Annotated in this window: 13 protein-coding genes, 1 pseudogene and 1 CRISPR repeat array; of the genes and pseudogenes, 12 read left to right on the top strand and 2 right to left on the bottom strand. The window is 43.8% G+C overall.

The features are described 5' to 3' along the window. The first annotated feature begins 19 nt into the window (after positions 1-19). Both E5358_RS11060 and E5358_RS11055 read left to right on the top strand, forming a co-directional pair. Positions 20-1,078, top strand: a complete 1,059-nt coding sequence (locus E5358_RS11060) for an Mrp/NBP35 family ATP-binding protein (protein WP_135940247.1) — start codon at positions 20-22, stop codon at positions 1,076-1,078. A gap of 525 nt (positions 1,079-1,603) precedes the next feature. Further along, the gene (locus tag E5358_RS11055) at positions 1,604-2,902 is read left to right on the top strand and encodes an SO_0444 family Cu/Zn efflux transporter (protein WP_135940246.1); all 1,299 of its coding nucleotides are present in this window, start codon (positions 1,604-1,606) and stop codon (positions 2,900-2,902) included. 337 nt (positions 2,903-3,239) lie between these two features. Here E5358_RS11055 and E5358_RS11050 read toward each other — a convergent pair whose 3' ends face one another. Beyond that, entirely contained in the window at positions 3,240-4,130 is an 891-nt protein-coding gene (locus tag E5358_RS11050; protein ID WP_168354650.1) for a hypothetical protein, read from the bottom strand. Positions 4,131-4,972: 842 nt separating this feature from the next. Continuing rightward, positions 4,973-5,623: pseudogene (locus tag E5358_RS11045) on the bottom strand (transposase); the annotation flags it as partial. 284 nt (positions 5,624-5,907) lie between these two features. Between E5358_RS11045 and cas9 the strand changes: the two are divergent. From cas9 to fusA, 10 genes are all read left to right on the top strand, one after another. Continuing rightward, positions 5,908-9,588, top strand: coding sequence for a type II CRISPR RNA-guided endonuclease Cas9 (cas9, locus tag E5358_RS11040; protein ID WP_135940244.1), 3,681 nt, complete (start codon positions 5,908-5,910; stop codon positions 9,586-9,588). Further along, complete coding sequence (gene cas1 / locus E5358_RS11035) at positions 9,585-10,472, top strand: type II CRISPR-associated endonuclease Cas1 (protein ID WP_135940243.1); 888 nt, start codon at positions 9,585-9,587, stop codon at positions 10,470-10,472. Before cas9 ends, cas1 begins: the two co-directional genes overlap by 4 nt. Beyond that, the gene (gene cas2 / locus E5358_RS11030; RefSeq protein ID WP_135940242.1) at positions 10,469-10,807 is read left to right on the top strand and encodes a CRISPR-associated endonuclease Cas2; all 339 of its coding nucleotides are present in this window, start codon (positions 10,469-10,471) and stop codon (positions 10,805-10,807) included. The genes cas1 and cas2 overlap by 4 nt, the downstream gene beginning before the upstream one ends. A 92-nt stretch (positions 10,808-10,899) precedes the next feature. Further along, a CRISPR array of direct repeats spans positions 10,900-11,654; the repeat unit is 37 nt; unit sequence GTTGTGGTTTGATGTAAGAATAGAAAGATATACAACA. Between the two features lie 481 nt (positions 11,655-12,135). Next, on the top strand, positions 12,136-12,981 hold the full coding sequence (locus E5358_RS11025; protein WP_135940241.1) for a GNAT family N-acetyltransferase: 846 nt from the start codon (positions 12,136-12,138) through the stop codon (positions 12,979-12,981). 17 nt (positions 12,982-12,998) lie between these two features. Further along, entirely contained in the window at positions 12,999-13,538 is a 540-nt protein-coding gene (locus tag E5358_RS11020) for a dihydrofolate reductase family protein (RefSeq protein ID WP_135940240.1), read from the top strand. 53 nt (positions 13,539-13,591) lie between these two features. Next, positions 13,592-13,786, top strand: a complete 195-nt coding sequence (locus E5358_RS15590; RefSeq protein WP_422121077.1) for a leucine-rich repeat protein — start codon at positions 13,592-13,594, stop codon at positions 13,784-13,786. 673 nt (positions 13,787-14,459) lie between these two features. Continuing rightward, positions 14,460-15,542 (top strand): peroxiredoxin family protein, encoded by a 1,083-nt coding sequence (locus tag E5358_RS11000; RefSeq protein WP_135940238.1) that lies wholly within the window; start codon positions 14,460-14,462, stop codon positions 15,540-15,542. A 266-nt stretch (positions 15,543-15,808) separates the two neighbouring features. Continuing rightward, positions 15,809-16,189 carry a 30S ribosomal protein S12 gene (rpsL, locus tag E5358_RS10995; protein WP_135940237.1) on the top strand — a complete coding sequence of 127 codons (381 nt, stop codon included), beginning with the start codon at positions 15,809-15,811 and terminating at the stop codon, positions 16,187-16,189. A 160-nt stretch (positions 16,190-16,349) separates the two neighbouring features. Then, complete coding sequence (gene rpsG, locus E5358_RS10990; RefSeq protein ID WP_135940236.1) at positions 16,350-16,826, top strand: 30S ribosomal protein S7; 477 nt, start codon at positions 16,350-16,352, stop codon at positions 16,824-16,826. 22 nt (positions 16,827-16,848) lie between these two features. Continuing rightward, positions 16,849-18,966 carry an elongation factor G gene (gene fusA / locus E5358_RS10985; RefSeq protein ID WP_135940235.1) on the top strand — a complete coding sequence of 706 codons (2,118 nt, stop codon included), beginning with the start codon at positions 16,849-16,851 and terminating at the stop codon, positions 18,964-18,966. Positions 18,967-18,982: the final 16 nt, after the last annotated feature.

Here is an 18,982-nt window from a genome sequence, read left to right as displayed (position 1 = left end):
TGCAACCCAAAACCAAAGAATGCAAACATTATATCCCAAACTCATCACTGATGCCCTTGCCACAGTGAACTATGCCGGAACGAAAAAGAACCTCATCGAAAGCGAGATGCTTGTCGATGATGTCAGCATCGATGGCATGAAGGTATCGTTCACACTGCTTTTCCCAAAAGAGACAGACCCTTTCCTCAAATCCACACTGAAGGCTGCCGAGGCGGCAATACACTATTACGTGGGCAAGGAAGTGGAGGTCACGATAAAGACAGAGTTCAAGACAAAGCCGCGTCCGAAAGAGGACAAGTACCTCACAGACCTGAAAATAATTGCCGTAAGTTCCGGAAAGGGGGGTGTCGGCAAGTCTACGGTGTCGGCAAACATCGCTGTTGCCATGGCGCGCCTTGGTTATAGGGTGGGGCTTCTTGACACAGACATCTTCGGACCTTCCATGCCAAAGATGTTCGGATGCGAAGATGCACGCCCTTATGCGATAGAGAAGGACGGCAGACAGCTTATTGAACCTATCGAAAAATTCGGTGTGAAACTCCTTTCCATTGGCTTCTTCGTATCGCCTGAGACAGCAACTCTGTGGCGTGGCGGCATGGCTTGCTCTGCATTGAAGCAGCTTATCTGCGACTCCGATTGGTCGGACATCGATTACCTTATCCTTGACACTCCTCCCGGAACGAGCGACATTCACCTGTCATTGCTCCAGATACTGAACATCACGGGAGCGGTAATCGTCTCCACTCCGCAGCAAGTTGCGCTTGCCGATGCACGCAAAGGCATAGACATGTACCAGAACGACAAGGTCAATGTGCCAATTCTCGGTCTTGTGGAGAACATGGCATACTTTACTCCGGCGGAACTTCCGGAGAACAAGTACTACATCTTTGGCAAGGACGGCTGCAAGAATCTTGCCGAGCAGCTTAACCTTCCGCTCCTGGCACAAATACCTATCGTGCAGAGCGTTTGCGAGAATGGCGACAACGGTACTCCTGCTGCAATGGATGTCGCGTCACCGACAGGGCAGGCATTCCTCGCCCTTGCACAGGGAATTGTTTCCAAGGTGCGCTTATTGTAGTAAAGCTTTGCGTCCGATTGTTTCCGTAATGGGCTGTAAAATAAGTATGGCAAGTATGTCAAAGAACTCTGTAAACCAACATTCTTGATGTTTTTGGTTTCGGTTGCAAAGGTACAACATTCCGCAAGCGATTCCAAATGTTATAGGGGTATATATGGGGGTATCTCTTGTAAAATGGAATAGTTGTATAGAGCATATTATATAATATAAGGTGTAAATAGTTTTGTGCGCTCTTATATATAATCAACATAATCTTCTGAATCCGTGTTATGATTTAACGTGAGTTCGACGGACTCACGTTAAATTATTAGTGCTGCATAGAGCCATCCGCATGCGAACTCAGAAGATTAATCGTTTCTCAAAGCATGAATTGCAAAGGATTATGCCTGTTTGCCGGACACCAATGCTTTTGCAACCGGTTTGCAAAATATTTTATGTAATTTTGCACCCGAAATCAAGGAAAGGCGTATAACTATGCGCTGTCCTTTTACACTTTTGCAAACAATAAATCACATAGAAATGATTATGATTAAAGATGTTCTCTCCGACTACGTGCTTTCGTTCTGGCATCTGCTGTGCGAAATGGCACCTTACCTCCTTCTGGGATTCTTCATTGCGGGACTGCTTCAGGCATTTGTCCCACGGAATATGTTTTCACGCCACCTTGCCTCCAATGACTGGAAATCAGTGGTTAAGGCTGCACTCTTGGGCATACCTCTCCCATTATGTTCATGCGGAGTCATACCTACCACTGCCGCCCTTCGCCGCGAAGGGGCGTCCAAAGGTGCTGCAACATCATTCCTCATCGCTACCCCACAGACAGGAGTGGACAGCATTATGGCGACATACTCCGTGCTTGGACCGGCGTTTGCCGTCATCCGCCCGTTGGCAGCACTCGTCACATCATTCTTTGGCGGCATACTTGTCAACAGACTTGACGGTAAGGAGGAATGGAAAGACGATGAAGAGACAGTGGAAGAGGGGTGCAAGGACGGCTGCTGCCATAGTCATGAGCATGCAGAAGACGCTTCTTTTGCTGCACGCATGAAGTCTGCCCTCAACTATGGATTTGTGGAGATGTTGCAGGATGTGGGCAAATGGCTTTTCATCGGTCTGCTTATCGCCGCTTTAATCACCGTTGCTGTGCCTGCGCAGTTCTTTGAACTCTTCTCAGGAAACACACTCCTGAGTATGGTTCTTGTGCTGCTGGCTGCCATTCCCATGTACCTCTGTGCCACTGGCAGCATACCAATTGCCGTGTCGCTGATGCTCAAAGGTCTCTCTCCGGGCACTGCCCTTGTCATGCTTATGGCAGGACCGGCAAGCAATGCCGCATCAATCCTTGTCGTGCGCAAGATTATGGGTCGCAAGACGCTCATGATATACCTTGGCTCCATTATCTTCGGTTCGGTTCTCTGTGGTCTGGCGATGGACTATCTTATGCCGCGCGAGTGGTTTGCGCTGTCACCGGCAGGTGTCATGGCAAATAGCTGTTGTGAGGATGGCGGACCTGGGTTTATAGAGATAGCTTCCGGCATTGTTCTTGTTGCGCTTATGGTCAATGCTTTTGTCATTCGCCGCAGTCATCATGGTAGTGAGCATGAGGTGGCAGCCACAGACATGCCTGACTATACGATAAAGGTTGATGGCATGACCTGTTCCCACTGCCGCGCCGCTGTCGCAGGTGCTGTGCAGTCCGTTGCAGGAGTGGAGCGTGCGGATGTCTGCCTGAACTGTGGTGAGGTCAAGGTGTGGGGCACCTGCTCTGCGGAGTCTGTGATGAAGGCTATTGACTCTGCCGGCTTTGACTGCCGTTTGCTGTAAGATTTTAGCGTTTTGACAATCACTCTCCTTACAAAAAGAACATCTGCTTTTTGTAAGGAGAGTGATTTGTTTTTATGTGTGAGATTTTTCCTGATTGCTGAGATGTTACTTAGCTTGTGAAAGTGAGCGTGGTACATCCACACACACGCATCCACATGCACAAGTTGTCAACAGGCTTTATAGGCACGCATTGCTGAATCCTGGGATACCATGAGGACACAGTGGCCAGGTCACGGTCATTAGCGAGTCATGGACTATCATTGCGCAGAGTTTGTTACACTAAAAAAATAATGAACTGCAGAGTGTTGAAGATGTTTGCCGTACACCAACAATTCTTTTATGGCAATGATATGCCAACCCCGATTGCAAGATTGTTGTCAGAAGAATTTCGGAGTATGTTCCTTTCGTATTCTGCTTTGATGACAATCTGTTCGAGTGGCAGATAGTTGATGCCTATCTTCGCGCTATGACAATTCTCTTTATGATTGGAGAAGTCATACCGTACAAAGGCAAAAAGACGGCTGTTTGCTTTTGGCAGACCATGGAACAGGTCATAGCCGGCTTCAGCTCCGCAGTGGACGGCATTTGCCCGCTGGGAATATGTGGCAACGGCACGTGCAATGACGGCATCAGATGAGAATCTCAGGTTGCTGCTCACAATGAATTTTCCGTCATAATATCCGCTTGCGTCAATACTTAGATTGTCGGCAGGACTGTTCTCGATTCGCATTGCCAATGCCAAGGAGTCGTTTGCCAGCAGTATTTGCGCTTCATAGTTGCACATTTTATGGCTTCCAAGGAACGATATGCCGGTGAGGTTGCAGTTCTCTGGCAGGATATCCGTTTCGCCCAATGGCAGGGATACGGAGAAGTGGTCCATGGGATTGTCAAGAAGATTTGAGATGCCGACAGGGACAGTCATCTTGCCGAAACGCACTGCTGCCCATTCTGTGAAGGTCTTCTGTGCGAACAATTGTGTGATGTCAGCCGCATCTGCATACTCCACTTCTCCAAATGCGCTCCAGCCATATTTCCAAATATACTCCGCGCCTGCGAGAACATGCGGACTGACGGCATTATAACCTTCGGATGTCTTCATGACTCCTGTTTCGCCGTAACCTTCGATGGTAAATGAACTGTTTCTTGCTTTGCTGCTGTCTTCGTCTTTTGCTGCCGCCATGACGGATATGGCAGACAGCGCAATTACGCAGATAATTGCTCTTTTCATGCTATGTTTTTTGAGTTTTTTGAATTTTTTGTGCAAAATTACAATGATTCTTTGTGTACGGCAATACTTAAAAGTAGGTAATATTTTTACGGTAGATTGTCGGTGTTGTTGAAGAAAGATTATATAGTATGTGCTTTTGTTAAAGGGCAGGATAATGAGCGGGAGTGTCGCTTTTTCACATGAGGGAAAGGCTGCACTCATGTTTATGTACCGAAATTGTAATTAGAAAACTCAATGCTTTTTCCCCTCCGTAGAATTGCATAAAAACAAGACTGTAGGAACAAACATAGAAATTTGCGAAATTTCAGAATTCTTGCAGTCTGCTGGTATTCAACGGCTTATGTAAAATAAGGCGTCTTTTCTCAATCAGCGGGACTGCAAAGTGTTACCATTCGTGTGACAAAAGGTTATCTCTGACAGGACGAAAGGTCATGAAAAGGGATGTAATATGTGGCTTTTTCTGATGAGAAATGCCGTTTTTCACAGGAAAAAGAGTGGGAAACGGCTGATATAGATGTCAAGTCAGGCGTTTCCTTAATATTATGATAAACAGAACATTTGAAAACTTGATGTTTTCCGCTGGCAGGGAAATGTACCGTTTGGCAATATTTTTTTGTGCCGGACGAACTGCATAAGGATATGACAACCGGATGATTTGTGGATGATGTGTTTTGCCGCACCACTTATGAAGCACCCGTATGAAAATTGTACCGATGTTCGATTGTATGGGTAATGGAAAATATATAAATAAGACTTTGGTCATGATAAAAATGTTAATGATTTTTTATTTGACATTTTTTCTTGATTATACTGAATTTGATATAAGAAACCCGTTGGCGGAATTAAATTAGCGCATATTTAACTCTTCCAATTGGTTTGTTAATTAATGTATTGTAGGATTGTGAGTGCGCTGGCTTTCCCGATAATTCGCGTAAACAGTCCTTCTGTGTCTTTTGCATAATTCCTTGTAATCCAAAATTGGCCGGACAACTGTGAGAATAACGTTTCAATCCTTTTCCTTGCTTCTGCAAAAAAGAGGAGCGGTCGGTTTCCTGTCCTTCCGGTTTCTCCTATGATGAGCCTCCGGCTTTATTTTGGCAGTAGTAAGCAGGTCCAATTGTACTTGTCTTATGTATCCTCTGTCGCCTGTGACAGTACAGCTGTTATGACCACCCCTTGCATCTTTGATGTAATGAATATCATGTACACTTGCCTTTGTCAGGTCAGAAGAATGGACTACTCCGCTTAACCCACAGAGGGCGTGCAGTTCATATCCGTAATTATTGCCTGCGGGATACAAGGTTCGGGATTTTCCTGCGATACTCCTTTAACTTGGAAAAGAGCAAAGGCTCGCTGTCAATACCGACAGCTTCGGAACACATATTCAAGGCAACTGCTTCCATATCGGAAAATTTTGTAACAACACCTCTACGGGGTAAGCTTTCTGATTCATTGATTGAATTTCCTGCAATTTGTTTGTATATGTCCAATAACGATTTCGATGGTTAGGATAAGTGTTTTTGAAATTGTAGTATACAGGGGTAAAGAAGAATGGAATAAACTGGCTTTAAATTTGTAATTGTGATTATTTCTCGTTATCTTTGTACAGAAATATAAAAAAAAACTCCCACCGAAGCGGGAGTATAGGTTTTCAACCTTCGGTCTGATGACCTTATTGTGATAAGATGTAAGAAATCTTATATTGCAAAGGTACGGCTTTAAAATGACTAATAATCACAAATGATAGGCTATTAACATAAATTTAACGAATATACAGATGAAAGAACGAATTTTAGGTCTTGATACAGGAACAAACAGCGTAGGCTGGGCTGTGGTTGATTATAATCCGGAAGCACCGACCGACAAGTATACATTAGTTGATGCAGGAGTTAATATCTTTCAGGAGGGTGTGAAGATAGAAAAGGGTACAATAGAATATTCACGTGCTGCTGAACGAACAGGGTACAGGCGTCAGCGTATAGGATATTGGAGGCGCAAAGTCAGGAAAATCAAGTTGCTGAAGATTTTGATAAAGCATGGATTATGTCCTTTCGTTTCTGACGATGCTCTTAAAAATTGGCGCACGAAAAAAGAATATCCATTGTCTGATGAGTTTGTTGATTGGCAACGGACAGATGAGGCGATGAACAAGAATCCTTATTATTACCGCAATCTATGTCTCTCGGAGAAATTAGATATGGATGATGTGGGGAACAGGTACATTGTCGGGCGTGCCATTTATCACATAAACCAGCGTAGAGGTTTCCTTAGCAATAGAAAAGAGGAGGCCAAGGAAAGTGACGGTAAAGTTGCAAAATCGATTAGTGACATTAATGATGAGATGGAAACTGGAGGGTATGAATACCTTGGACAGTATTTTTACTCTCTTTATCAGAGAGGAGAACGTATCCGTGCAAAATACACAGACAGGCTGGAGCACTATGAGAAAGAATTGCTTGCTATTTGTGAGAAACAAGGCTTGGGAGAAGAACTGGCAAAGGTTTTACGCAAAACAATTATTACGCAACGACCTTTGAAATCTCAGAAACATACTGTTGGGCGCTGTGTTTTTGAACCTAACAAGACTCGTTGCCCAATATCACATCCGATGTATGAGCAGTACAGAATGTATGCGTTTGTTAACAATATCAAGATACAGACTCCGATAGACAGTGGAAGCAGGCACCTTACCCGAGAGGAAAAAGATTTGATAATTCCGCTCTTCTTAAGGAAATCAAAGAAAGATTTCGGCTTTGATGAAATTGCAAAGAAATTGTCTGGGACAAAGAATAACTTTTGCTATTATAAAGACAAAAGCGAGCAACCTTACCGTTTCAATTACCACATGGACACTCGCGTGAGTGGTTGCCCTGTTATTGCTCAGTTGTCAGATGTCTTTGAGTGCAAGGCAAGCGATGACTCATGGTTGGAAGCTGCCTGTGAGGTTTATGTAATGGGTGGAGGCAAAACTCGCTTCCAGATAATGAATGATATTTGGCATGCATTGTTTTTCTTTGAAGACAAAGAGCATTTGTTCTCGTTTGCAAAGGAAAAATTGCAATTGGATGATGAACATGCGAAAATGTTCAGCAATATCAAGGTACCATCTGATTATGCTTCATTGTCTCTTGCGGCAATTAGGAAAATATTGCCATACATGAAGCACTATGGTTTGATTTATTCTCATGCAGTGTTCCTTGCAAACATGTACAAGGTTGTGCCATGTGCAATTGACAAGGAGGCTTTGCTTCCAATGCTGCCGAAAGAGGATGCGGAGGATATTGTTGAGGCATTTGAAGAATATGATTCGCAAAAGTCAGAAATTCGTACTCGTGAGGAATATGTAAAACGATATGTTGCATGCAAGTATCAATTGGATGAAGAGCAGGAAAGAAGGTTGAAGGTTCTTTATCATCCTTCCCAAATAGACTTGTTCCCTAAAGTGCGCAAGCCAACCGAAGATGGTTATTTCCAGCTTGGCTCGCCACGTACAAGCAGTGTACGCAATCCTATGGCTATGCATTCATTGTTTAGGATGCGTCATGTGATAAATACATTGTTGAAAGAGGGAAAGATAAATGAATTTACATCTGTCAGAATAGAACTCGCCAGGGAACTTAATGACTCCAATAGGCGTGCTGCCATAAGACAGTGGCAGAATGACAATGAAAAGAAAAACGTAGAAAATGCAAAGCATATAAAAGAGCATTTTGGTGAGTCGTATGTGCCAACAAGTGTGGATTTGCTGAAATATAAATTGTGGGAAGAGCAGAATCATCTTTGTTTGTACACGGGAGAGACGATACGCCTTGGGGATTTGTTTGATAAGAACAAATACGACATAGAACATACTATTCCACGTAGTGTTGGTGGTGATTCAACAGCAACGAATCTTACCGTGTGCCAAAGCCGTTTTAACCGTGAGGTGAAGAAGACTTGTCTCCCAAGTGAATTGGAGAACTATGAGGCGATTCTTGAACGTGTGGAACATTGGAATGAAAAATACGAACAAGTGGACAAACAATTACGAAAGCTGAATACACGAGGTGTAGCAGACAAAGAATTGAAAGACCGCATTATTCAGAAAAGGCACAGGCTGGCTTTGGAGCGTGACTATTGGCAAGGAAAGTACTCGCGTTTTATTATGAAAGAGGTCCCTGAAGGATTCTCACGCCGTCAAGGTGCCGATGCCGGTTTGATTTCAAAGTATGCCCGGCTTTATTTGAAATCATTGTTCCGCAATGTGTCAATAGTCAAGGGCCTTGCAACGTCTGACTTCCGTAAAATCTGGGGGCTTCAGGATAAGAATGAACAGAAACGGCGTGAGAATCATTGCCATCATGCTATTGACGCTGTGACCATTGCTTGTATAGGCAGAGCAGAGTATGACCAACTTGCTCAATATTATCATGACGAGGAGCGACATAGATGGGGAATGAACAGCTGCAATGGGATGTTCCCAAAGCCTTGGCAAACATTCACAGAAGATGTAAAGTCGCTTGCTGATAGAATTCTCGTCAGTCATTATACGGCAGATAATATGTCTAAGCGGACAAAGAAGCATATAAGAAAGAATGGGAAGGTTATGCCGCAGTTTATGCAAGGTGACACTGCACGCGGACCGTTGCATTTGGATACATTCTATGGCGCGATAGAACGTGATGGCGAAATCAAATATGTTGTCCGTAAGTCATTGGACCAAGTGCTTCCAAAGGATGAAGAGAAGTTCATAAACAAGATAGTTGATGAAAAGGTAAAGGAAAAGGTGAAATCTGCAAAAGACGAGTATGGAAGTCTGAAAAAGGCAGTTGCCGCAGGTATTTGGATGAACCGTGATAAAGGGATAAAGATAAACAAGGTAAGGATATATTGTGAAGACGTGAAACATCCCATCGAAATACGTATACATAGGGACATCTCACGTAAGAAATATAAACAGTATGTCAATGTAAAGAATGAAGTTAATTATATGATGGCAATCTATGTTGGCAAGGATAAACGAGGGAAAGAGAAACGCTCTTTTGAACTTGTTAACAACTATGACGCTGTGGCTTATCATAATAGTGATTTGAAGGTACAGGGGATAAGATTATTTCAAGAATACAAGGATGGTTATCCTCTGAAATGGCAACTGAAAACAGGTTCTATGGTATTGCTGTATGAAGAAACTCCGGAGGAAATCTATGAATTACCTAAGTCTGCTTTGACCAATCGTTTATATAGGGTGGCAGGAATGTCGTCTATGATTGTGTCTGGATGTCATTACGGTACGATTGCACTTGTTCATCACCAAGAGGCACGCCCATCTTCAGAAGTGAAATTGAAAAATGGAGCTTATAGATGTACTGAAGATTTTCGTGCAGGTATCAAATTGTATCATACTCAATTTAAAGCCTTAGTCCAAAATCAGGATTTTACTATCAATGAAATTGGAGAAATTAAATTCCTACATAGATGATAAAGCAAACTCTTATGTTCTCCACTCCGGTTTTGCTATCCTTGAAACTCAACCAGCTGGTTATTCGTTTCAGGGATAGCGAAGACGAAGTCACGCGCCCGATAGAAGACATTGGCGTAGTGATTGTGGAAAATCAAATGGTTCAAATCACAGTGCCACTGCTGAATGCTTTGGCAGGTAATAATGTATCTGTTGTATTTTGTGATTCTAAAGCGATGCCAAACACTATGCTTATGCCACTTGTTGCAAACAGTACGCAACAAGAGAGTTACCGTTGCCAAATGGAAGCCTCTCTCCCTACAAAAAAGCGGATTTGGAAAGAAATTGTTGAGTGGAAGATAAGGAATCAGGCAGCATTATTGAATAAACTTGGCAAGAACGGCAGTTGCCTGCGCCAGTATTACGAGAATGTGTTGTCGGGTGACAGTGACAATAGGGAAGGCGCTGCTGCCAAAGTGTACTGGCAACGTATGTTTGGTAAAGGCTTTGTACGTCGTAGAGAAGGCATGCCGCCCAATGCGCTCTTGAATTATGGATATTCCATCTTACGTGCCGCCGTGGCAAGAGCTTTGCTGGGTTCTGGTCTTCTTCCTGCTTTTGGTTTGTTTCATAGAAATCGTTACAATGCATTTCCATTGGCTGATGATGTAATGGAGGTGTATCGTCCATACGTGGATGAGATAGTGTATTCTGTATATATGGAATGCCCGGATATAGGAATCACAAAGGAGGTGAAACAACGACTGTTGGAGGTGTTGTTTGCAGATGTGCGTATGAACAAGCAGACAAAGCCTTTAGAGGTTGCTTTGTCGTTTACAACAGCCTCACTTGTCAGGGCGTTGAAAGATAATAGACAACACATTGTTTGCCCGAAAATGCTATGACTGTAAATCGTCTAAATGCTTATCATATTATGTGGCTATTTGTCCTGTTCGATTTGCCGGTAACAACGAAAAAAGAGCGTAAATTGGCTTCTGATTTCAGGAAGAATCTGATTAAGGATGGCTTTGTAATGATGCAGTTCTCTGTGTACATACGCCATTGTGCTTCTTATGAAAGTCTTACTGTGCACAAGAAGAGGGTGAAATCGCTCATGCCTCATTCTGGAAAGGTTAGTATGATAGCGGTTACTGATAAACAATATGGTGATATGGAGACTGTTTTTGGAAAATCTGCGAAAAAAGAAGTGAAAGCACCAGTGCAATTGGAATTTTTTTAGTATCTTTGCAGTGCAAATACATCAAAGATGTCCACTTCTTATACGAATAGCCCTTTTGAATACGCTGATATATAGGTGTTTGATGAATATAAGTTGTGGTTTGATGTAAGAATAGAAAGATATACAACTGCCTGAACATGATGAAGAACATATTGCAGGTTGTGGTTTGATGTAAGAATAGAAAGATATACAACAGGTGTACGAAACGTACAGGGGTTTACTAGTTGTGGTTTGATGTAAGAATAGAAAGATATACAACATATCTTTGCGCATTTGGGGCCGCATGTAGTTGTGGTTTGATGTAAGAATAGAAAGATATACAACGATATTGCAGATTATAATGAGTTTGCGAAGTTGTGGTTTGATGTAAGAATAGAAAGATATACAACGCCACACGCAAGCGGATGCTCGCTCAGTTGGTTGTGGTTTGATGTAAGAATAGAAAGATATACAACAAGTTCAGTAGAAGGAACCTCAATGGTAACGTTGTGGTTTGATGTAAGAATAGAAAGATATACAACAGAGGAGGGGGGGGAGAACACTGTATTAGTTGTGGTTTGATGTAAGAATAGAAAGATATACAACAATAGAATCTATCACCAAGATAAGGGTCAGGTTGTGGTTTGATGTAAGAATAGAAAGATATACAACAGAACACGTTATTGTCGCTTGGAGCGGTAGTTGTGGTTTGATGTAAGAATAGAAAGATATACAACCCGGACCCGTCCCATTCGGCATTCTGTAAGTTGTGGTTTGATGTAAGAATAGAAAGATATACAACTTCTTGTTCGCTAATAGCAAATAGGGTATGTTGTGGTTTGATGTAAGAATAGAAAGATATACAACTGCCGGGTGTATAATTAAAGCCTTTCATTACTATAGTGCTGTATATAACAAGATAGTTATGGCAAGCCAGCCGACACAAAGCATTCGATTAATTGTCGACAGGTTCAACGATACGGTAGTACCATCGTAGAATTTGCTTTTGGAATGGAGAGAACCTTGAAGCAATATAATAAGTTGTCAGATGGTATCGCTTATACTGAATTAGTCAAATTAAAGCATTGATTGAAAATGTTTTGTAATTTTGCATCATGTAAAAGCGTTCTTTTGAATTATTGCAAAATAAGGTGAAACACAGAATTTCGCTGGTTTATAATATCGTTACCCATCAAGCTGAACTATTAATTATTGAATTTTAGCGAGAAAGAAAATTTGCTATGCCTTGTGTTATGAAAAGTTCAGTTTTTTCGATATATAGGAACCTGCTATCATCTTTGGGGATACCACAAGGATGATAGCAGATTAAACTTTAAAATCAGGCCAAAATGGAAATAAGAAACCTGGAACATACCGATTTTGACACGCTTTTTCACGGCTTTGAAAAAGCATTTGCCGATTACGAGATACACTTTGAGAAAGAAGAGGTGCGCTCCATGCTCATACGGCGTGGATATAATCCCAAACTCTCTTTTGCAGCTTTCGTCAATAACGAAATTGTGGCATTTACTTTGAACGGAACAGGAACATTCAACGGTATTCCCACCGCCTATGACACCGGGACTGGAACAGTAAAAGAATGTCGGGGACAACGCATCGCCGGAAAGATTTTCACCTATTCAATTCCTTTTCTTAAAGAAGCTGGTATCAGTCAATATCTGTTGGAAGTCATGCAAAACAACCAAAAGGCAATCGGCGTTTATCGCCGAATGGATTTTGAGGTAACACGGGAATTTGATTGTTTCAGACAAACGATTGACCACATTGACAATCGAAAAGTAAACACGGACTGCAGCATTGAACAGGTCAATGCAGATGCCATCAGAGAAGCACAGCACTATTGCGACTTTAGTCCTTCGTGGCAAAACAGCTTTGAATCCATTGAAAGAGGGATAGCCGAGCTGAGGTGTCTTGGGGCTTTCTTGGACGGGAAGATGGTTGGATATTGTGTGTTTGACATTCATACAGGTGATTTGACTCAAATAGCCGTTCTAAGAGAATGCCGAAGAAAAAGAGTAGCTTCCCGATTATTGCAAGAGGTCACTGCGCGTATGAAAACAGACTTCATCAAAGTGCTGAACATCAGCCCCAACAATACGACCATGTCTGTTTTTCTCGAAAGCAAGAACATTCCATTGGCAAGCAGGCAGTTTGAAATGATATTGCCACTTTAACAGTGATGATGCAGGCTATGAGAAAAGTGATACTTTATATTGCCGTCAGTCTGGATGGCTATATTGCTGATGACAAAGGTTCCGTTGACTGGATAGGTGGACAAGATGAAAATGTAGAGGTGGAAGATACCTTTACACGATTCTTCAATAGTGTGGATACGGTCATTATGGGAAGAAAGACCTACAGCCAGATTGTGACCGAACTTTCACCCAGCCAGTGGCCTTATGAGGGAGCAACGACCTATGTCCTGACTCATCAGACCAAAGCTGACGACACAAAACACATCCGTTTAAAAAATATGGATATTTGTCAACTTGTAGAAGAGTTGAGACAGGAATCAGGTAAAGACATCTGGGTTTGTGGAGGTGCAAAAGTCGCCGAGCAGCTTATTGATAAAAATATGATAAACACCTATCATCTGGCCATCATTCCGGTTATTTTGGGTGGAGGGGTTAGGTTATTTGGCGCTTCTACCCAAAAGATTGATTTGGCATTGGTTGAAACAAAGAAATACAATGGAATAGTGGAGGTAATATATAATCAGAAACAAATTTAGATTACCATTAATGTTCTTTACCCGAAAAAGGACAAAGCCAATTATCTGCAGGCTTGACAGAAATAGGAGTGAACTGTTTCATGAATACAGCGTTAAAGCAGATAAATGTGAAAGATGCGCAAATCAAAGACGTATCGGACTGGGCTTTCTACACATGCGAGGACTTGAAAGAAGTAGCATTACCTGACGGCTTGGTTGCAATTGGAGACAATGTATTCAGAGTGTGTTCGTTCACATCCATTAAGTAGCCTGCATCTTCAAAGGAAATACAAGGAGCTGCATTTTTTTGTTGTGACAACTTGCTCTGTTACTTGCAATGCGACCGCACCGCCGACATTGGTAGGAGATATGTATGACCAACCAATCCATTTCACCAAATACTTTATGCAATCCAACAGGCAAGACATCGCTTTCTTGAAATGTTGAGCTATGACATTCTAAACATTGAGAAACCGCATTTGGTAGTTAGCGATACTGCAAGCCATTTTAGGTAACTGCGGGTTTGTATAAAAACGGATACAATCATAAACTAATTTTCAACTGTTGCTCTTGAGAATTATGAATATCTTTAGTCGCTCAGTTTATCCTTAAATATGAGCAATATTTGGCAAGTAGATTCACTAAAGGGAGGTCTCCGTTTTCGAACCGTTGCGCATTTAAAGGCAGAATCCTTTCACACACACATGTTCTGCCTCTGTAAAGAGCTTTGAGATATAAACAATAAGGCTTTCATACTGAGATTTAGCGCGAAAGCCTTTGTCATGTCAATGATTTTTAGTAATTTTGCCTTCGGTAATCATAGCGGAATTTTTTAGTTTCATTGTTTCGTGTATATTGCAAAGTTGCCGGGAATTTCGCTAATTGCTAAATTATTAGAGAGTTGCTTTTCAGAACTCACGTTAAAATAATAAAAAAATAAATATGAAAAAGTTTTTCCAGACACTTGTCTTCCTGCTGTTTGCAATGACGGCAAATGCTGATTTTGTCATTATGCTGCCTTCAAAATATGAAGGGCAGAAAATTCTCGTGATGGCGGAGGATATTTCGTCAATAGCCAGCTCCAAATCGCGGCGTGACGTCATAAGAAAGATGGATACATTGACAGTGGAGAACAACACTCTGAGGGTGTCTCCTATGATGGATGTCCCTGCATGCTACAGCATAGGTACGGATAAAGAGTTGCTGGAAAGGTTTTATGCCGCTCCTGGCGAAAACCTTGTGATAGACGTTTCCAATCCAGAAACTTATAAGGCTTCCGGCAGCACTTTGGTAGAGCAGATGGCTGTCATCAAGAACCGCCTCAGCCAGTTCCAGTCGGAGGCGAGGGAAGCGTATCGTAATGGTAATAAAGCTGGAGCTAAGGAGAAACAAGAGGCACAGGAGAATTACTTGTCGCAATACATCACGGAGAATGCGTCCGCTCCGGGGGCAGTCTATGCGCTTCTGAGGTTAGGTGAGGAGAAGACACTGGTGAAGCTTGCCACGACGCTTGAAGGTACAGCCAAGGAATGTGTCATATATCCGTTGGTGACGAAAGCTGTTTCACAAGCTGAGGAGCAAATGGCAAGGGACGAACGTCAGGCTTCTCTTGAAGGTGCCCTTGCTCCGGATTTCACTCTTGCCGGCCTTGACGGAAAGATGAGGAGTCTTAGCGATTATCGTGGGAAATGGGTGATATTGGACTTCTGGGGAAGCTGGTGTCCTTGGTGTATCAAAGGCTTCCCGGACCTCAAAGAACTTTATGGGAAATATGGTCGTGACAAACTGGAAATCATAGGCATAGACTGCCGTGAGTCGGAAGATGCATGGCGTCGTGGGGTGGAGAAGCATCAGTTGCCATGGGTGCAGCTGTATAATCCGAAGAACGGCAATGCCACAGACCTCTATGGGGTCAGCGGCTATCCTACAAAGGTTGTTGTCAGCCCTGACGGTAAGGTTCGGAAGATAGATATCGGACATAATGTTGATTTCGTTAGGGATTTTGAGAGCATGGTGCAGCATTGATGCGGCTGCATGTCGTTGTAAATGACCAGGTCTCCGGATTCGGCCAGGTGCAGATGTGTGTTTATATCATCTTGTTTTTGCTAAATGATACATATAAAAGTTATATTATCTTAAAAACAAACACTCTTGTTGCGATAAATGCCTATTTAATTATGTTATTTTAGGGAAATTGTGTAACTTTGCACCCTGAATCGGCTTTATGGGAGTCGTGTATACCTATGCATATAAGTAAATACAATAATATATAAAATCAAAAACAAAAAATTATGCCTACAATTCAGCAATTAGTTAGAAAAGGCAGAAAGGTGCTCGTAGACAAGAGCAAGTCTCCGGCTCTGGAGGCGTGCCCACAGCGCCGTGGCGTTTGTGTGCGTGTCTACACAACAACACCTAAGAAGCCTAATTCGGCAATGCGTAAGGTTGCCCGTGTTCGTTTGACAAACCAGAAGGAGGTCAACTCCTACATCCCGGGAGAGGGACACAACCTCCAGGAGCACTCTATCGTGCTTGTACGCGGCGGTCGTGTGAAAGACCTTCCGGGTGTGCGTTATCACATCGTGCGTGGCACACTCGATACCGCAGGTGTGGCAAACCGTACACAGCGCCGTTCAAAGTACGGAGCAAAGCGTCCTAAGGCTAAGAAGTAATCGGATTACAGATATAGCACAAGACAAACTCGAAAAGAAGAAAACAAATTGAAAGTTTTGCTGGAGACTATAAAAATGAAGGTTGAGTAAATGTCCAGGAGCGGACGTTGAAGAACAAGAAAAAGACAGCCCCAAGCAAGATGAATTGACAAACAAAGCAATGAGAAAAGCAAAACCAAAGAAGCGCGTGATCCTTCCGGATCCGGTGTACAATGACCAGAAAGTGTCAAAGTTCGTGAACCACCTCATGTATGACGGCAAGAAGAACCTCTCTTACGAGATTTTCTACAACGCCCTCAAGACTGTCGGTGAGAAGATGCAGAACGAAGAGAAGTCAGCTCTCGAGATTTGGAAGCAGGCTCTCGACAACGTTACTCCTCACGTTGAGGTTAAGAGCCGCCGTATCGGTGGTGCCACATTCCAGGTTCCAACAGAAATCCGTCCTGACCGTCGCGAGTCTGTATCGATGAAGAACATGATTCTCTTCGCACGCAAGCGTGGTGGCAAGGGTATGGCAGACAAGCTTGCTGCCGAAATCATGGACGCATACAACAATCAGGGTGGCGCATTCAAGCGTAAGGAAGACATGCACCGTATGGCTGAGGCTAACCGTGCATTCGCTCATTTCCGTTTCTAATATTTAAGGAGGAAAAAGAAAAATGGCAAAACACGATTTGCATTTTACCCGCAACATCGGCATCATGGCTCACATCGATGCCGGTAAGACAACAACATCAGAGCGTATCCTCTTCTACACAGGTAAGACTCACAAAATCGGTGAGACTCACGACGGTAGCGCAACAATGGACTGGATGGCTCAGGAGCAGGAGCGTGGTATCACTATTACTTCTGCTGCCACAACATGTTTTTGGAACTACCTGAACAAACAGTATAAGATTAACCTTATCGACACTCCGGGACACGTTGACTTTACTGCAGAGGTGGAGCGTTCACTCCGTGTCCTTGACGGTGCTGTCGCTACATATTGTGCGGTAGGCGGCGTGGAGCCACAGTCTGAGACTGTATGGCGCCAGGCTGACAAGTACAATGTGCCTCGTATCGGATATGTCAACAAGATGGACCGTTCCGGCGCTAACTACTATGATGTGGTTAAGCAGATGAAGGAAGTCCTTGGCGCCAACCCTGTAAGCCTCTGCTGCCCAATCGGTGCAGAAGAGAATTTCAAGGGTCTGGTTGACCTCGTAAAGATGAAGGCTATCTTCTGGCATGACGAGACAATGGGTGCTGACTATGACGTAGAGGAAATCCCTGCTGACATGGTTGACGAGTGCAACGAATGGCGCGACAAGCTCCTTGAGTCTGCCGCTGAGTTCGATGAGTCTCTCATGGAGAAATACTTCGAGGATCCTTCCACAATCACAGAGGAAGAGATTATCGCCGCTATCCGTAAGGGTACTCTTGCTCTTCAGTGCGTTCCAATGCTCTGTGGATCTTCGTTCAAGAACAAGGGCGTGCAGACAATGCTTGACTACGTATGTGCACTTCTCCCTTCTCCGGTTGATATTGATACAATCGTGGGTACAAACCCTGACACAGAGGAAGAGGAAGAGCGTAAGCCGTCTGAGGCAGAGCCGACATCAGCTCTTGCATTCAAGATTGCTACAGACCCGTACGTCGGACGTCTTGTATTCTTCCGTGTCTACTCAGGTACTGTTGCTGCGGGTTCATACGTTTACAACCCACGCTCAGGAAAGAAAGAGCGCGTAAGCCGCCTCTTCCAGATGCACTCCAACAAGCAGAACCCTGTAGAGGAGATTGCTGCCGGTGATATCGGTTCCGGCGTAGGCTTCAAGGATATCCGCACAGGTGATACACTCTGTGACGAGGCACACCCAATCGTGCTCGAGTCAATGACATTCCCTGACACCGTTATCTCTATCGCCGTTGAGCCTAAGTCACAGGCTGACATCGCTAAGCTTGACAACGGTCTTGCCAAGCTCGCTGAGGAGGATCCAACATTCACAGTGCGCACTGACGAGCAGTCAGGTCAGACTGTCATCTCAGGTATGGGTGAGCTTCATCTCGACATCATCATCGACCGTCTGAAGCGCGAATTCAAGGTAGAGTGTAACCAGGGCAAGCCACAGGTTAACTACAAGGAGGCTATCACACGCGAGGTTAACCTCCGTGAGGTCTACAAGAAGCAGTCCGGTGGTCGTGGTAAGTTCGCTGACATCATCGTTAACGTCGGTCCTAAGGACGAGGACTACAAGGAGGGCGACCTTCAGTTCATCAACGAGGTTAAGGGTGGTAACGTGCCTAAGGAATTCATTCCTTCTGTACAGAAGGGCTTCGAGGACTGCCTGAAGGCAGGTGTACTCGGTGGATTCCCTGTCACAGGACTCAAGGTTACTCTCATCGACGGTAGCTTCCACCCGGTTGACTCTGACCAGTTGTCATTCGAGCTTGCAGCACGCAACGCCTTCAAGAACGCATGCCCTAAGGCTGGTCCTTGCCTCATGGAGCCTATCATGAAGGTAGAGGTTGTTACTCCGGAAGAGAACATGGGTGACGTCATCGGTGACCTTAACAAGCGCCGTGGTATGGTACAGGGCATGGAAGAGGCTCGCAGCGGTGCACGCATTGTGAAGGCTATGGTGCCACTGGCAGAGATGTTCGGCTACGTTACAGCCCTCCGTACCATCACTTCTGGTCGTGCTACATCTTCTATGGAGTACGATCACCACGAGGCAGTGTCAAGCTCTATCGCTAAGGCTATCCTCGAAGAGTGCAACGGTCGTGCTGACCTCGTTTAATCAGGTCACGCACTAA

It is taken from the genome of Palleniella muris, from assembly GCF_004792655.1.
GTDB classification, from domain to species: domain Bacteria; phylum Bacteroidota; class Bacteroidia; order Bacteroidales; family Bacteroidaceae; genus Prevotella; species Prevotella muris_A.
The sequence above is the reverse complement of the archived record's forward strand: the minus strand, read 5'-3'. Positions and strand labels throughout refer to the sequence as shown.

Bases quoted from the DNA above. Each gene is read 5' to 3' on its own strand.
- E5358_RS11000 (WP_135940238.1), top strand. From the start codon at position 14,460: ATGAAAAAGTTTTTCCAGACACTTGTCTTCCTGCTGTTTGCAATGACG.
- E5358_RS11025 (WP_135940241.1), top strand. From the start codon at position 12,136: ATGGAAATAAGAAACCTGGAACATACCGATTTTGACACGCTTTTTCAC.
- rpsL (WP_135940237.1), top strand. From the start codon at position 15,809: ATGCCTACAATTCAGCAATTAGTTAGAAAAGGCAGAAAGGTGCTCGTA.
- cas2 (WP_135940242.1), top strand. From the start codon at position 10,469: ATGACTGTAAATCGTCTAAATGCTTATCATATTATGTGGCTATTTGTC.
- E5358_RS11060 (WP_135940247.1), top strand. From the start codon at position 20: ATGCAAACATTATATCCCAAACTCATCACTGATGCCCTTGCCACAGTG.
- E5358_RS11050 (WP_168354650.1), bottom strand. From the start codon at position 4,130: ATGAAAAGAGCAATTATCTGCGTAATTGCGCTGTCTGCCATATCCGTC.
- rpsG (WP_135940236.1), top strand. From the start codon at position 16,350: ATGAGAAAAGCAAAACCAAAGAAGCGCGTGATCCTTCCGGATCCGGTG.
- fusA (WP_135940235.1), top strand. From the start codon at position 16,849: ATGGCAAAACACGATTTGCATTTTACCCGCAACATCGGCATCATGGCT.
- E5358_RS11055 (WP_135940246.1), top strand. From the start codon at position 1,604: ATGATTAAAGATGTTCTCTCCGACTACGTGCTTTCGTTCTGGCATCTG.
- cas1 (WP_135940243.1), top strand. From the start codon at position 9,585: ATGATAAAGCAAACTCTTATGTTCTCCACTCCGGTTTTGCTATCCTTG.
- cas9 (WP_135940244.1), top strand. From the start codon at position 5,908: ATGAAAGAACGAATTTTAGGTCTTGATACAGGAACAAACAGCGTAGGC.
- E5358_RS11020 (WP_135940240.1), top strand. From the start codon at position 12,999: ATGAGAAAAGTGATACTTTATATTGCCGTCAGTCTGGATGGCTATATT.